Here is a 13460-nt window from a genome sequence, read left to right as displayed (position 1 = left end):
CAAAGAAAACGCGTCAAACAAGAATCTAGAGCCTGGTTCCGATTTCATCGGAACGGAAATGGCTCTAGTGATGGCGAGCGCTGTGCTCGCTCTCGACAGTTTCATGGCGGATTACGATCTTGCGATCATCGGCGGCGGCCTGAACGGTGTCAGCCTTGCGCGCGATGCGGCCGGTCGCGGCCTGCGCGTCATCCTCTTCGAGCAGGGCGATCTTGGCGGCGCCGCGTCGTCGGCGACGCCGCGGCTGATCCACGGCGATCTGTCGGTGCTGGAGCGCCGCGGGCTCTGGCGGGTGCGCCGGGCGCTCGCCGAGCGCCGGACCTGGCTCCGGATCGCGCCGCATCTGGTCCGGCCGATGCGCTTCGTGATCCCCGCGCATTCGGACGAACGCCCGCCATGGCTGCTGCGTGCCGGCCTGTTCCTCTATGACAGCCTCACGAGCCGGGGCGGCCTGCCTGTAACGACCACCCTCGACATCACGCATCATCCGGTCGGCAATGCGCTGAAGCGCCCGTTCCGTATCGCCTTCGAGTATTCGGACTGCGTCGTGGATGATTCCCGCCTGGTCGTGCTCACAGCGCTGGATGCGGCCGAACGTGGCGCGGTGATCCGGACAGGGGCGCGCTGCGTCCGCGCCGATAGAACCGACACATGGTGGCTCGCGGTGGTCGATCGCGGCCATCGCCGCGCGATCACGGCCCGCGCGCTGGCCAACACCACGGGCGGCTGGACGCCGCTGGTCGCGGAAACTGTGCTGCGCCAGCCGCAGCCCGCCATGGCGGCCATGCAGATGAGCCAGATCATCGTGCCGCGGCTGTTCGAGCCCGACAACGTCTACGTCTTCCAGAACAATGATGGACGGCTGATCTTCGCGTCCCCCTTCGAGCACGATTTCACGCTGATCGGCACGGTCACGCGCGCTTTCACCGGCGATCCGGCGATCGTGGCGATGCCGGGGGCCGACATCAGCTATCTCTGTGAAGCCGCCAGCCGTTATTTCCGCGAGCAAGTAGCTCCGATCGACGTGGTCCGGACGGTCTCCGGCGTCAACCTGACGCTGGCGTCCGCGCGGCGACGCGACGGCACGACGCTGTTCCATGCGCGCCGGCGCAAGGCGCCGCTGATCACGATGTTCGGCGGCGACATCACCACCTCGCGCCTGCGCGCGGAGCGGGCCGTGACACTGCTCGCCCCGTTCTATCCGATGTCGCCGCGCTGGACCGCGGGCGCAGCGCTGCCCGGCGGAGATTTCGCCTGGGACGGTTTCGAGACCGAGGTCGACGCCGCGCGTGACCGCTGGCGGTTTCTCTCGGAGCCGCAGGCCCAACGCCTGGTCGCAGCCTATGGCTCGCGATTGCCGGCTATCCTTGGTGAGGCGAAGAGCCGCGGCGAGCTCGGCCCGGCCTTCGGCCCCGAACTGACCGGCGCCGAAGTGCGCTATATGATGAGCCACGAATGGGCGCGTTTCCCCGAGGATATCCTGTGGCGCCGCTCCAAGCTCGGCCTGACCATGCCGGCCGCCGACTGCGACGCGCTGGCCGCGTTCATGGCGAAATGTGATGTGAGCGATTTGCCCCGAAGCGGTTGAGCTAGGGACGATCGGCCGCTAGCGTGCGGCGGAATCGGGGTTGGCAGGGAACATGACTGACGAGTTGCCCAGAACAGACGCCGCGGCAGATGCGGCCGGAGATGTGCGTCCTGCGGCGGGCCAGCCGCTGCTGCGCATCGAGGGTGTCGCCAAGACGTTCGGGTCGTTCCGCGCCGTGGACGGCGTGTCGCTCGACATCAAGGCGGGCGAGTTCTTTGCGCTGCTTGGCCCGAGCGGCTGCGGCAAGACTACGCTCCTGCGTATGCTCGCCGGCTTCGAGGCGCCGGACGAAGGACGCATCCTGCTCGGCGGCAAGGATATCGCGCAGGCGCTGCCGCACGAACGTCCGATCAACATGATGTTCCAGAGCTACGCGTTGTTCCCGCATCTGTCGGTGCGCGACAACATCGCCTTCGGCCTGAAACGCGCCGGCATGGCGCGCGCCGACATCGCCACGCGCGTTTCTGAGATGGTCGCGCTGGTGAAGCTCGAGGGGCTGGAGAAGCGCAAGCCCGACCAGCTCTCCGGCGGTCAGCGCCAGCGCGTCGCGCTGGCCCGTGCGCTGGCGCGCCGTCCGCAGCTCCTGCTTCTGGACGAGCCGCTCGCGGCGCTGGACAAGAAACTGCGCGAGAGCACGCAAGGCGAGCTGATGGAGCTCCAGCGCCGGCTCGGCATGACCTTCATCATCGTTACCCACGACCAGGAGGAGGCGATGACGATGGCGAGCCGGATCGGCGTGATGAAGGCCGGCCGGCTCGATCAGGTCGCGAGCCCGCGCGAGCTCTACGAAGCGCCGCGCTCGCGCTGGATCGCGGAGTTCGTCGGCGACATCAACCTGTTCGACGCCGAGTTCAAATTGCGCGATGGTCACCGCCTGGTCATCGGCACAGGCGGTGCGGGCACGCTGGTGGTGGCCGAGCCGCGCGAGGCGGTCGGCGAGACAAGATTTTCGGTCGCGATCCGCCCGGAGAAAGTCAAGCTCTCGCGCCGCGGTCCAGTGAGCGAGGCCGGTCGTGAAACGGCGATCAACCGCCTGGACGGAGTGATCGCCGACATCTGCTATCTCGGCGGCACCACCACCTACAAGGTGAAGCTCGATACCGGCGGAATGCTGCAGGCTTCGGTGGCCAACAGCGCGCGCCTCGACGTCGATGCCTACAGCCTGAACCAGAATGTCGTCGCCTGGTTCACGCCCGATGACTGCGTGTTGCTGCCGTCATGAGCGCACGCCGCATCTTCGCGCGACCGGCGCGCTTTGCCGCCATCGCACCCTATGTCTGGATGGTGCTGTTCTTCCTGGTGCCGTTCGCCTTCGTGCTCAAGATCAGCCTGTCGCAGACCGCGATCGCACAGCCGCCCTACGAGCCCGTGTTCGACCTGACGGCGGGGTGGGGGGCGCTGAAGGCGGCCTTTGCCGCGCTATCGCTCGACAATTTCAAGCTGCTCGGCTCCGACGAGATCTATGTGTTCGCCTATCTGCGCAGCCTCACCGTCGCCGTCACCGCGACCGCGCTGTTGCTGCTGATCGGCTATCCCATTGCCTACGGCATGGCGCGATTGCCGAAGCGCTGGCAGGCGGTGGCGATGGTGCTGGTGATCGTGCCGTTCTGGACCTCGTTCCTGATCCGCATCTACGCCTGGATCAACATCCTCCAGCATGACGGCCTGCTCAACCAGATCCTGCTGGCGCTGCACCTGGTCGGCCAGCCGGTGGTGTGGCTCTCCACCGACAGCGCGATGTATATCGGCATCGTCTATTCCTACCTGCCATTCATGATCCTGCCGCTCTATGCCACGCTCGCCAAGATGGAGCTGGCACTGGAGGAGGCGGCCTCTGATCTCGGCGCGCCGCCGTGGCAGGTGTTCTGGCTCGTCACCTTTCCGCTGTCGCTGCCCGGCGTCGGTGCCGGCGTGCTGCTGTGCTTCATCCCCATCGTCGGTGAGTTCGTGATCCCGGACCTTCTGGCCGGCTCCAATTCCTTGATGATCGGCCAGACCCTGTGGCTCGAATTCTTCACGAACAAGGACTGGCCGGTCGCGTCCGCGGCGGCCATCGTGCTGCTGGTGGTGCTGCTGGTGCCGCTGCTGCTGTACGAACGGCTCCAGAAGCGCCAGCTGGAACAGGGGCGGTGAGGTGATGCGCAAGGTCTCTCGCCTGTCCCGCTTCAACATCGCCTCGCTCGCGCTCGGGCTGGCGTTCCTCTATCTGCCGATCCTCATTCTCGTCATCTATTCGTTCAACGACTCGCGGCTGGTGACGGTGTGGGGCGGCTGGTCGCTGCGCTGGTATCGCGAGTTCTTCAGCGACCGCGCCATGATCGAGGCGGCCTGGATGAGCCTGCGGGTTGCGGTCTCCTCCGCGACCATCGCTACGCTGCTCGGAACGCTCGCCGCGGTGGCGCTGTCGCGCGGCGCGCGCTTTCGCGGCCGCACGCTGTTCTCCGGCATGCTCTATGCACCGCTGGTGATGCCGGAGGTGATCACCGGATTGTCGCTGCTGCTCCTGTTCGTGGCGCTGAACGCCGAGCGCGGATTTTGGACGGTGACGTTTGCGCACACCACGCTGACAATGTGTTTCGTTGCGGTGGTCGTTCAGTCCCGCCTCGGCTCGCTCGATCGTTCGCTGGAGGAGGCGGCTATGGACCTCGGCTGCAACCCGGTTCGCGCGTTCGTCGCCGTGACCTTGCCGCTGATCGCGCCCGCCATCGTTGCCGGCTGGATGCTCGCCTTCACGCTCTCGCTGGACGACCTCGTGATCGCGAGCTTCACCACCGGCCCCGGCTCGGCGACCCTGCCGATCCGGATCTACTCCGAGGTGCGGCTCGGCGTGAAGCCCGAGATCAACGCGATCTGCACGCTGGTGATCGCCCTGATCGCGGTGGTCATCGTGATTGCCTCGCTCGCCTCGAAACTATCGAGCTCGCAGGGCGAAAGCGCGGCGCCGCTGTAAACGGGAGATTCCCGGGTCGCGCTGCGCGCACCCCGGAATGACTGCTCGCCTAAGACTTCACCGCACCCGCGGTGAGCCCGCCCACCATGTAGCGGCGGAAGGCGTAGTAGACCGCGGCCGGCGGCAGCGCGTAGATGAAGCCGGTGGTCATCAACAGCTCCCAAGGCGAATCGTCGGCGGCGAGGAAGTTGCCGAGTGCTACGGGGAGCGTGATCTGGCGGTCGTTCGAGAGCAGCAGGAACGCGTAGAGATATTCGTTCCAGGCGAGCAGGACCGCATAGGTCCCGATCGCGACCAGCGAGGGCATCATCAGCGGCAGGTAGACCAGGCGGAAGATCTGCAGCGTCGTGGCGCCGTCCATCACCGCGGCCTCGTCCAGCTCGACCGGCAGCTTGTCGGAGGCCTGTTTGAGCACCCAGATCGCGTAAGGGCTGGCGATCGTCACCATCGCCAGGATCAGCGACCAGTGATTGTTGAGCAGGCCGTAATTGCCCATGGTGCGGTACATCGGCACGGCGAGGAACGCCGCGGGGATGAAATAGGTGAAGAGCGCGAGGTTCAGCACCATGCGCCCGCCCGGCACCTTCAGCCGCGAGATCGAGAACGCCGCGGCGGTCGCGATGAACAGTGTCAGCGCGCCGACGGCGGCTGCGATCAGCATCGAATTCCAGAACTGCACATAGAAGTCGCGCAGGAAATAATGCTGCTGCTTGAACACGATCTCGAAGTTGTGCAGCGTCGGATGGTCCGGCCACAGCTTGCCCGAGAACGCGTCCTCCTTGGGCGAGATCGCGAACAGGAACATGTGGTAGATCGGAATCATCGTCCACAGGAAGACGGGAATGCCGATCAGCAGCAACCGCGCTTCGGTCGCGACTTCGCGTAAGGAGGGAAGCTTCATCGCGACAACCGTTTCATCATGAAGTACACGAGCGGCAGGACGAACGGCATCGCACAGACGATGGAGGCCATCGCGAGCGAGAGCTGGTCGAGCCGGAGATAGCGGATGCCGAGCGTCGCCAGCACGTGCGTGAGGTCGGCCGGGCCACCGCCGGTGAGCAGATAGACGCTGTTGAAATCGCCCAGCGTCCAGATCATCGAGAGCAGCGTGCAGGTGACGTAGAGGGTCTGCATCGACGGCCAGGTGATGTAACGGAATTTCTGCCACCAGCTCGCGCCGTCGACCTCGGCGGCCTCGAACAGGTCGTGCGCGATCGCAAGGCGACCGGTGATCAGGATCAGCGTCCAGAACGGCAGCGACTTCCAGATGTGCACGCCGATCGCCATGGTCAGCGCCACAGTGGGGTCGTTCAGCCAGTTCGGGCCGTCATCGCCGGTGAAGGAGAAGATGATGTGGTTGATCACGCCCCATTCGGGATTGAGCATGAAACGCACCGACAGGATGGTCGGGATCGACGGCACCGCCCAGGGCAGGATGAAGATCACCGAGAGCCATTTGATCCAGGTGCGCTGCTGCGCGAAGAAGCCCGACAGGAACAGCGCGATCAGCATCTTGATGTTGATGCCGATGACCAGGAAGATCAGCGTGTTGACCGCGGCGCGCGCAAAGATCGGGTCATTATAGAGCGCGACATAGTTCGAAGGGGCCCGCGCCAGCCACAGCCCGTAGCAAACGGGATAGACGACGAAGGCGAGGAACACGAGCAGATAGGGTGCGAGCAGGACGATGCCCCAGACCTGCGCCGGGGTCAGCCGCGACGACAAGGGCGGTGCGGGGATTGACTGATCGCCAGAGAGCGTGATCGCCATTCTTTCGGACTCTTTGAAAGGACTTCCGGCCGCACGAGGCGGCCGGTGTTTTCCGTTCACCTCTCCCCGCTTGCGGGGAGAGGTCGGAGTGCGAAGCACTCCGGGTGAGGGGGTACACGACTCTCCGCAATTGCAACTCGCGGATGGAGCCCCTCACCCCGACCCTCTCCCCGCACGAGCGGGGAGAGGGAAGGATCGAAATTAGCCCGCGACCTGCTTGATGCGGGCGATCATCTCGTCGACGGCCTTGTCCACCGGGACCTTCTCGCTGACGACGCGGTTCATCGCCTTGGCCCAGATGTTCTCGTTGTTTAGGATCGTGAACTTCCAGTTCTTGGTGAAGTCGAACGCTGCGGTGCCGCCCTTGAACTGCGCGTAGACCGCCTTGCGGTGCTTGTCGGCCTGCCAGAACGGGCTTTCCTGGCTTTCCTTCGTCACCGGGAACCAGCGGCCAAGCGCGCCCTCGATGTAGGGACGGACGTTCTCTTCCTGGAGCAGGAAGCTGATGAACTGCTTGGCCTCGGCCTTGTTCTTGGCCGCGGTGAAGATCAGCCCGGTCTTGACGTCGGAGCGGTAGCGGATGGTCGAGCCATCAGGCGCCTTCGGGAAGGACGCGGTGATGATGTCCTGCTCGTAGGCCTTCTTGCCGGCATCGCGCTGCTCTTGAGTGAGAGCCTGGTTCTGGGAGTCTTCGTACCACTTCGCCGCGATCGAGATCGTGAAGTTATGGGTCATCACGATCGTCTTGTTGTGGAAGGCGACGTTGTTGTCCGGATCCTTCCAGGTCGTGGAGGAGGGCGGGGTGCAGCCCTTGACGTAGGTGTCGGTGTAGTCCTTCATGGCGTGGATCAGGCCGTCGCGCACCTTGGGATCGTCGACGAGAAGCTTGCCGTCGTCGTCGACGAGTTTGACGTGATAGGCATCCATGAAGGTGTAGAACGACTGGAAGGCGTCGGTCGATTCGACGCCCATCGGCTGGCCGACGCCGTACATGCGCTGGCCGGTGGCTTTGCGGATCGCCGGCTGCACCTTGTCGCACCAGAACGTCCAGTAGCCCGCCCAGTCGGTCGGGATGTCGCTCTGCTTGAAGCCGGCCTTCTCCAGCATGTCGCCCCAGATCTGGACGTGCATGCTCTGCTGCTTCAGCGGGAAGCCGTAATAGGCCTTCTTCTTGGTGACATCGTTATAGAGGATCGATGCGTCCAGCGTGTTCTGCACGAAGCGATCCTTGATCGGCTCCATGACATCGGTGAGGTCCTCGAGCTTGCCCTCATAGGCCCACTTGCCCTGCGCCTGCACGTCATAGGAATCGGAATAGGCGACATCGGGCACGGTGCCGGCATCGAGCGCGGCGACCGTCTTCGGAATCATGTCCTGGATCGCGTATTGCGACAATTCGACCTTGATGCCGGTCTTGGCTTCGAACTTCTTGATCGTTTCGAGCAGCGCGTCGTCTTCGGAGCGGTAGAAGCCCTTGCCCCACCAGACCGTAATCGTCTTCTGCTGCGCAAATGCGGGTGCAGCGGCTGCGAACAGCCCGGCCGCAGCGACCGCCAATGATACTGCGCCAATAACCTTGGATTTCACGTTTTTCTCCCTCAAGTCGCCGGTGTTTTAACCGGTCGGATAAAACACTAGCGCATGGCCGCTAGCCGATCTAGCGGCATCTTGTCAGACATAGGTCGTGGGTTATCGGGCTGTGGAGATGCTTAATGCGCGCATCGATCCAATCGCCGCATCAATTCGGCCGGATCAATTCGCGTCGAATGGCCGACACGGATCGGTCGCTGTCCTCAATTGGACTTCGTGTTAGTTGGACTTGGCGTTCTCTTTGGCGTTCTCCGCCGTCGGCGATTCTGCCGGCGCGGGGCGCTTTCCGGTGCCGGTGATGCGCTCGATCGCGGAGCGCACGGCGTCGCCCGCCTTGCGGTCCTTCAGCATGTCGAGCAGCGGCGCGGAGGCCGGCGAGCGGCGGATCAGGCTTTCCGGATCGGGGAAGATCAGGGGATCGTCCCAGGGGCCCTGCACCACGAAGGGCAATTCGAAGCCGGACGCGCTGTTGAGGCTCGCCACGCCCTTCATGTCGTATTCGCGCGTCGGCACCGAGGCGGTGCCGGTCATCGTGATCTTCGTCGCCGGCCCTTCGACGCGGATGTCCTCGGCGGTGGCGATACCGTCGGAGAACTTCACCGCGATGGTGAGCTTGTCGAAAGGAGTCGAGCCGTTGCGGAAATTGCCGCCGCCCGACAGTGGCCGCCGCTCGAGGCGCTTGAGGAGCTGCTCGGCGTTGAAGCCCGCGATCGCGCCGTCATGCCCGGTGACGGTGGCGCTGCCGTCGAGCGACTGCACGAGGCCAAACGGGCTCGAGCCGGAGGCGACGAGCGAGACGTTGATGTTGCCGCGGCCGGACAGCTTGTTGAGGCCGAACAGTTCGGAGGCGCAGGCCTGCAGGTCGACGTCGGTGAACTGGAATTGCGCCTTGACGTCGGCGACGGTATCGGAACGCGCGATGCCGAACGAGCCCTTGGCGATGCCGCCATAGACCTGGGCCTCGCCGACCGAGAGCGCCAGCGTGCCGTTGCGCAAATTGGCGCCGATCGCGGTGCGGCCGAGCTTCGTAGGCCCGACCGTCAGCCGCGCCGCCGACAGGCGCATGTCGAGATCGGTGGTCGACAATCCGTTGAGATCGAACAGCTGCCTGTTCCAGTCGCGGGCGCCGCTCGCGAGCAGGCGGAAGGTCGAGATATAAGGTGTGAAGTCGAGCGCGTCGGCGGCGAGCGTCGCCTGGAGCGTCTGCCGGCCGTTATTGGCGTAGGTCATGACGCCCTCGGCGGTGTTGCCGTCGAGCTCGACATTGACATTGGTGAGCGCGATCGAGGCACCCACGACATTGGCGCGCGCCTTCAGCGCGAAGCGGCCGAAGCCGCCGCTGCCGGGCTGCGGCTGGCCGGTCCAGCGCAGCGCGTTGCGCAAGGACGGGCTGTCGATGGTGAGCGTGCCTTCCATCATCGGGCTGGTGCGGTTGGCGACGCTGCCGTCGAAGGCGAGCTTGAGCGGTGCGCTGGTGATCCGCGCCTTCAATCCCGAGCGGTCGCCGGAGAGGGCGGCGAGGAAATCGGCGAAGCTGATCGAGCCGTCGACGCGTTCGCCGCGCCAGTCGAACTGTCCGGTCGCGGCGAAAGACCGCGAGATCGAGGGCCAGGCCAGCGACAGATCGATGTCGCCGAACTGCTCGATGGCGTGCGTGGCGGCGTCTTCGTAATTGAGCACGCCGTCCTGGATCCTGATCTCGGAGAACGACATCTGGTTGTCGGACCCGGGCTTCATGGTGCGCGCAATGGTCTGGATGAAGGGAGTCCAGTTGCTCTCGCCGTCCGGCTTCAGGCTGACATGGATGCGGGGCCGCAGCAGCGTCAGGTCGGCGATCTCGAACCGTTGCAGCAGCAGCGGCAGCAGCCGCAGATTGGCGGTGAGCACGTCGACATGGAGTGCGGGGTCGCTGGTGCCGCCGCCCTTGAGACCGACGTCATGGAACGAGATGTAGCTCGCCGGCAGCACTGAAATATCGATGCTGCCTGCGACATTGAGTTCGAGCCCGGTGACGTCGCGGATCTGGGCTTCCACCGACTTGCGCAGCGCGTCGCGGTTGATGAGCCAGGAGGTCGCGATCAGGGCGATCAGCGCCACGCCGAGCAGCGCCGCGATCGGCGTCCCGAGGCGCTTCATTCCTTGGGCCATGGTCAATGGCATGTCCTGATCGGGTTGGTCGTTGGAGCCAGATGGGCGGGCCGGGAAACCTGCGTGCCCACGCCCAACCCCCGCAACTTGATGGGTTTTCTTGTCGCTTTCAAGGCCGCGGAACAGTTATGCCCACGGCGTGGGCAGCTTCTATCACCCAGGGGCTGAACGGAGAACCCCGTATCATTGACGGCTTCGGACGATTTCGCCTAATAATCGCCGCCAACAAGGCGCGACGGCCTGCAAGCCGAAGGTTCACTCGAAGGTAATTTGCATGAACAAGGTCTATCCCGACGCCAAGTCGGCTCTCGAGGGCGTTCTCAAGGACGGCATGATGATCATGTCGGGCGGCTTCGGTCTCTGCGGTATCGCCGAAGAGCTGTCGGACGCGATCCGCGAGGCCGGCGTCAAGGGCCTGACGGTGGTCTCCAACAATGCCGGCGTCGACGGCATCGGGCTCAGCCGCCTCTTGGAAACCCGGCAGATCAAGAAGATGATCTCGTCCTATGTCGGCGAAAACAAGCTGTTCGCCCAGCAATTCCTCGCCGGCGAGCTGGAACTCGAATTCAATCCGCAGGGCACGCTGGCCGAGCGCATTCGTGCGGGCGGCGCCGGCATCCCGGCCTTCTACACCAAGACCGGCGTCGGCACGCTGATCGCCGAGGGCAAGGAAGTGAAGGAGTTCGATGGCGAGAAGTACCTGATGGAGCGCGGCCTGTTCGCCGACCTCGCCATCGTGCACGCCTGGAAGGGCGACACCGCCGGCAACCTCATCTATCGCAAGACCGCGCGCAACTTTAACCCGATGATGGCGACCGCCGCCAAGGTCACGGTGGCCGAGGTCGAGCATCTGGTCCCGGCCGGCGAACTCAATCCCGACCACATCCACACGCCCGGTATTTTCGTGAAGCGCATCGTCGAGGTCGGCACGGCCAAGAAGCGCATCGAATTCCGCAACACCCGCCCGCGTACCGCCGCTTAAGCGTATCAGGAGACTCACATGGCCTGGACCCGTGAACAGATGGCCGCGCGTGCCGCGAAGGAATTGCGCGACGGCTACTACGTCAATCTCGGCATCGGCATCCCGACGCTGGTCTCGAACTACATTCCCGACGGCATGGACGTCAGCCTCCAGAGCGAGAACGGCATGCTCGGCATGGGCCCGTTCCCCTATGAGGGCGAGGAAGATGCCGACCTCATCAATGCCGGCAAGCAGACAGTGAGCGAGCTGCCCTCGACCTCGTATTTCTCGAGCGCCGATTCCTTCGGCATGATCCGCGGCGGCCACATGGATCTGTCGATCCTCGGTGCCATGCAGGTGGCCCAGAACGGCGATCTCGCCAACTGGATGATCCCCGGCAAGATGGTCAAGGGCATGGGCGGCGCGATGGACCTCGTCGCCGGCGTCAAGCGCGTCGTCGTCGTGATGGAGCATTCCGCCAAGGACGGCGCCAAGCTGCTGAAGCAGTGCAACCTGCCGCTGACCGGCGAGCGCGTGGTCGACATGGTCGTCACCGATCTCGCCGTCTTCACCATCGACAAGCACGGCAACGGCGGCATGGCGCTGATCGAGCTCGCCGACGGCGTCACGCTCGACGAGGTCAAGGCCAAGACCGAGGCCGAATTCCGCGTCGCACTGAAGAACACGTAAGGTCTTCGCAAAGGGGGCGCGCATGACGATACGGTCAGCGCGTCCCGGCGACGCCGATTTCATCGCACGCACCATCCTGTCGTCGCAGCGCGGCTATCGGCCGCGTGGCTGGTTCGACGTCGCGCTCGGCTGGCCTGAAGCCCAATGCCTGGATTTCATCGCGCGGGTCTCGACTGCTCGCGCGGTGTCGATGTGGCACGTCTCGCAGTTTTTGGTCGCTGAGGTCGACGGGGAGCCGGCCGCCGCGCTCTGTGCCGTGCCTGCAGCAGGCACCGGACCCGCGGCCTGGCGCGCGATCGAAGAGGTCGGTATTGCGACCGGGCTCGCTGCGTCAGAGCTGGACTCCATCCGTCAGCGTGGCGCCTATTCGCGTGTCTGCTGGGTTCAGGGCGGCGAGGGCGATTGGATGATCGAGCATGTTGCAACTGATCCCGCCTATCGCGGCCGCGGCCTCGTGCAAGCACTGATTGCCTACGCGCTGGATAAGGGGCGGAAGGCTGGATTTGCCCGGGCGACGATATCGTTCCTGATCGGCAACGAGCCGGCCGAGCGCGCCTACGCCAAGGCCGGATTTGTCTTTGCGGAGGAGAAGCGCGATCCCGCGTTCGAAGCGATCATCGGCGCGCCCGGCTTTCGAATGTTTGTGCGCGCGATTTGATCGCCCCGCGCGAGCGGTGAAGGTTGAAAGGCGGAGCGCGCCTCAATCTCGTCATTGCGAGGAGCCCTTGCGACGAAGCAATCCAGGCTGTCTCTGCGGAAAGATTCTGGATTGCTTCGCTGCGCTCGCAATGACGAAGGATGGCGTCGCCGTCGCTCTTGCGATTGACACGCCAACGTGCCGAGGCATTACGACCTCGCCGCCCACACTTTTCCCCACCGCACAGACACACTTGCGACCCATGACGGCTCCTCGCGCACCAGGCGGAAGCCGAGATTGGCGGGCGGCACGCCCTGCGCACAGCCGCCGGCGCGGGCGTCGCGGATGAAGTCGGTGACATAGGCGCGGTGCGCGCCTTCGGCGACGCGCACGCCGCAATTCACCGTCGGACGGCCGGCATTGCCGGCTTCGTCGACGCGTGAACGAACGAAGCAGGTCGAGGTCCACTCCCAGACATTGCCGGCGAGATCGGAAACGCCGTGCTCGTTCGGGCCGAACTTGCCGAACGGATAGGCCGTCGTGTCGGAGAGGTCGCGTTCGGATTCACGCTCATAGCGGCTGATCCAGCGCTTTGCAGGATCGTCTGCGTCCACCGACGCGCCGTCATCCCTGAATCTGGAGCCGGCCGCAAAGGCCCATTCCGCGTCGCTCGGCAGGCGGTAGTGCTGGCCGGTCTTGCGCGACAGCCAGCCTGCATAGGCTTCCGCATCGTGCCAGCTGACCTGCACGACGGGGCGATCGAGCGCGACCGCGACGCCGCGATCGAGCGCGCGGCAAGCTCCGTCCTGTACGCAAAGCTGGTAGTCGGCCGAGGAGACCTGCTCACGCATGATGTGGAGTGGCCGATTGAAACGCATCGCGCGCAGCGGCGCTTCGGCTTGCTGCCCGGCACGCGTGAAGTCGCCGGCCTCGCGATAGGACAGATTGCCCGGCGCGATCTTGACGATGGCCGGCTCGGTCGCGGTGCCTTGGACCGCCATGTCCGAGACCAGTGGTGCGACGGCAATCGGTCCTGCGAGCCCGGCAGCGCAGGCCAGTGCCAGTTTCAGTTTGAATGCGATCAACATGGTCATTCCCCAAAAGAAGAAGGGGCCGGTGGTGGCCG

The 13460-nt window shown here is 64.8% G+C and carries 12 protein-coding genes; 7 read left to right on the top strand and 5 right to left on the bottom strand.

Going from position 1 to position 13460, the window contains the following annotated elements; all coding sequences use genetic code 11:
- Window positions 1–103 precede the first annotated feature (103 nt).
- The 4 genes from AC630_RS16475 to AC630_RS16460 are packed head-to-tail and all read left to right on the top strand — an operon-like array spanning window position 104 to window position 4538.
- On the top strand, window positions 104–1588 hold the full coding sequence (locus AC630_RS16475) for a glycerol-3-phosphate dehydrogenase (protein WP_074119561.1): 1485 nt from the start codon (window positions 104–106) through the stop codon (window positions 1586–1588).
- Between the two features lie 52 nt (window positions 1589–1640).
- Entirely contained in the window at window positions 1641–2810 is a 1170-nt protein-coding gene (locus AC630_RS16470; protein ID WP_074119556.1) for an ABC transporter ATP-binding protein, read from the top strand.
- A complete protein-coding gene (locus AC630_RS16465) occupies window positions 2807–3721 on the top strand; it encodes an ABC transporter permease (RefSeq protein WP_074119555.1) in 915 nt (304 codons plus the stop codon). The genes AC630_RS16470 and AC630_RS16465 overlap by 4 nt, the downstream gene beginning before the upstream one ends.
- A 4-nt stretch (window positions 3722–3725) precedes the next feature.
- Window positions 3726–4538, top strand: coding sequence for an ABC transporter permease (locus AC630_RS16460; RefSeq protein ID WP_074119560.1), 813 nt, complete (start codon window positions 3726–3728; stop codon window positions 4536–4538).
- A gap of 49 nt (window positions 4539–4587) precedes the next feature.
- Here AC630_RS16460 and AC630_RS16455 read toward each other — a convergent pair whose 3' ends face one another.
- From AC630_RS16455 to AC630_RS16440, 4 genes are all read right to left on the bottom strand, one after another.
- Window positions 4588–5439 carry a carbohydrate ABC transporter permease gene (locus AC630_RS16455; RefSeq protein ID WP_074119554.1) on the bottom strand — a complete coding sequence of 284 codons (852 nt, stop codon included), beginning with the start codon at window positions 5437–5439 and terminating at the stop codon, window positions 4588–4590.
- Window positions 5436–6308 carry a carbohydrate ABC transporter permease gene (locus AC630_RS16450; RefSeq protein WP_074119553.1) on the bottom strand — a complete coding sequence of 291 codons (873 nt, stop codon included), beginning with the start codon at window positions 6306–6308 and terminating at the stop codon, window positions 5436–5438. The genes AC630_RS16455 and AC630_RS16450 overlap by 4 nt, the downstream gene beginning before the upstream one ends.
- Window positions 6309–6509: 201 nt before the next feature.
- A complete protein-coding gene (locus AC630_RS16445; protein ID WP_074119559.1) occupies window positions 6510–7895 on the bottom strand; it encodes an ABC transporter substrate-binding protein in 1386 nt (461 codons plus the stop codon).
- Window positions 7896–8117: 222 nt separating this feature from the next.
- A complete protein-coding gene (locus tag AC630_RS16440; protein ID WP_074119552.1) occupies window positions 8118–10046 on the bottom strand; it encodes an AsmA family protein in 1929 nt (642 codons plus the stop codon).
- 274 nt (window positions 10047–10320) lie between these two features.
- Here AC630_RS16440 and AC630_RS16435 point away from each other — a divergent pair, with 274 nt between their 5' ends.
- The 3 genes from AC630_RS16435 to AC630_RS16425 are packed head-to-tail and all read left to right on the top strand — an operon-like array spanning window position 10321 to window position 12355.
- Window positions 10321–11028 (top strand): CoA transferase subunit A, encoded by a 708-nt coding sequence (locus AC630_RS16435; RefSeq protein WP_074119551.1) that lies wholly within the window; start codon window positions 10321–10323, stop codon window positions 11026–11028.
- 18 nt (window positions 11029–11046) lie between these two features.
- The gene (locus tag AC630_RS16430; RefSeq protein WP_074119550.1) at window positions 11047–11697 is read left to right on the top strand and encodes a CoA transferase subunit B; all 651 of its coding nucleotides are present in this window, start codon (window positions 11047–11049) and stop codon (window positions 11695–11697) included.
- Between the two features lie 22 nt (window positions 11698–11719).
- The gene (locus tag AC630_RS16425; RefSeq protein ID WP_074119549.1) at window positions 11720–12355 is read left to right on the top strand and encodes a GNAT family N-acetyltransferase; all 636 of its coding nucleotides are present in this window, start codon (window positions 11720–11722) and stop codon (window positions 12353–12355) included.
- 188 nt (window positions 12356–12543) lie between these two features.
- On the opposite strand, the gene AC630_RS16420 is transcribed toward AC630_RS16425, so the two are convergent.
- Window positions 12544–13422 carry an SUMF1/EgtB/PvdO family nonheme iron enzyme gene (locus tag AC630_RS16420; RefSeq protein ID WP_074119558.1) on the bottom strand — a complete coding sequence of 293 codons (879 nt, stop codon included), beginning with the start codon at window positions 13420–13422 and terminating at the stop codon, window positions 12544–12546.
- Window positions 13423–13460: the final 38 nt, after the last annotated feature.

The sequence above is a fragment of the Bradyrhizobium sp. AS23.2 genome, assembly GCF_001908185.1.
Classification (GTDB): Bacteria; Pseudomonadota; Alphaproteobacteria; order Rhizobiales; family Xanthobacteraceae; genus Bradyrhizobium.
The sequence above is the reverse complement of the archived record's forward strand: the minus strand, read 5'-3'. Positions and strand labels throughout refer to the sequence as shown.

Bases quoted from the DNA above. Each gene is read 5' to 3' on its own strand.
- AC630_RS16475 (WP_074119561.1), top strand. From the start codon at position 104: ATGGCGGATTACGATCTTGCGATCATCGGCGGCGGCCTGAACGGTGTC.
- AC630_RS16470 (WP_074119556.1), top strand. From the start codon at position 1,641: ATGACTGACGAGTTGCCCAGAACAGACGCCGCGGCAGATGCGGCCGGA.
- AC630_RS16465 (WP_074119555.1), top strand. From the start codon at position 2,807: ATGAGCGCACGCCGCATCTTCGCGCGACCGGCGCGCTTTGCCGCCATC.
- AC630_RS16460 (WP_074119560.1), top strand. From the start codon at position 3,726: ATGCGCAAGGTCTCTCGCCTGTCCCGCTTCAACATCGCCTCGCTCGCG.
- AC630_RS16455 (WP_074119554.1), bottom strand. From the start codon at position 5,439: ATGAAGCTTCCCTCCTTACGCGAAGTCGCGACCGAAGCGCGGTTGCTG.
- AC630_RS16450 (WP_074119553.1), bottom strand. From the start codon at position 6,308: ATGGCGATCACGCTCTCTGGCGATCAGTCAATCCCCGCACCGCCCTTG.
- AC630_RS16440 (WP_074119552.1), bottom strand. From the start codon at position 10,046: ATGGCCCAAGGAATGAAGCGCCTCGGGACGCCGATCGCGGCGCTGCTC.
- AC630_RS16435 (WP_074119551.1), top strand. From the start codon at position 10,321: ATGAACAAGGTCTATCCCGACGCCAAGTCGGCTCTCGAGGGCGTTCTC.
- AC630_RS16430 (WP_074119550.1), top strand. From the start codon at position 11,047: ATGGCCTGGACCCGTGAACAGATGGCCGCGCGTGCCGCGAAGGAATTG.
- AC630_RS16425 (WP_074119549.1), top strand. From the start codon at position 11,720: ATGACGATACGGTCAGCGCGTCCCGGCGACGCCGATTTCATCGCACGC.
- AC630_RS16420 (WP_074119558.1), bottom strand. From the start codon at position 13,422: ATGTTGATCGCATTCAAACTGAAACTGGCACTGGCCTGCGCTGCCGGG.